An 801-nucleotide genomic window follows, 5' to 3' on the forward strand; every position below is an offset into this window, starting at 1 on the left:
GGCGTGATGGTCGGCAGTTCAGGATTCTGGTCGAGCAGATCGGCCAGCTTAGTGTCGACATCGGTCACGATGATTTTGGTGGTTGTGTCGGTGGTCTGGCCCGTGGTCTGACCGGCCTGAGCATCGTTGGGCTTCGAGGTCACGTCGCGGACAACGGCTTCACGGTCAGCGGCCTGGGCATCGGCGGCCTGCTGGATGGCCTGGACGATCTGTTCGCCGACGATGCCATCAACAAAAGCCAGCACCTGGGCCAACACATCCGCCAGGGCGCCCGCTCCGGGTAGGCTGCCCATGGGCTGGGGCGATGTGGGGGCGCTGTTATAGCTGGCGACCTGGATGCCGGTATTGGTTTCGGTGATGAACTGAGTGCCTGCGGCGTTCGAGACGACCACAGCCGAGGGGCGCCCGACCGGATCGGGCAGCAGGGACAGGACAAGACCGCCGGAGACATCGATGCCGCCCGCGACCTTGGTGCCGCGGATACCGATGGTGCCGACCGGGGTGCGGATGGTCATGGCATCGGTGGAGGAGGGCGCTATTTCACCAGTGACGATGACAAAGGCGCCTTTGAGCATCGAGAGGCCCAGGGAGCCTTGTTTAGACTGGGGATTATAGACCAGCTCGTCCATGCGCATCTGGCCGTTTTCGCCCAGCGCAAAGGTGGTGTTATCGACAAAGACAATGCCGACCTTGCCGCCCTTGGTCGTCTCCACCGTGTCGCCCTGGAAGACTGGGGTGCCTTTGGCGGCCTGCACGACCGTGCCGTCAACGCGGGTGATCGTCCCGGTCCCGGCAAGCGTG

At 63.8% G+C, this 801-nt stretch carries 1 protein-coding gene; it reads right to left on the reverse strand.

Translation table 11 applies throughout. The features are described from left to right. A partial coding sequence (locus ACFSM5_RS22190; RefSeq protein WP_379879187.1) for a FecR family protein occupies window positions 1–801 on the reverse strand: 801 nt, incomplete at both ends.

Source organism: Lacibacterium aquatile (assembly GCF_042683105.1).
Taxonomy (GTDB): Bacteria; Pseudomonadota; Alphaproteobacteria; order Elsterales; family Elsteraceae; genus Lacibacterium; species Lacibacterium aquatile.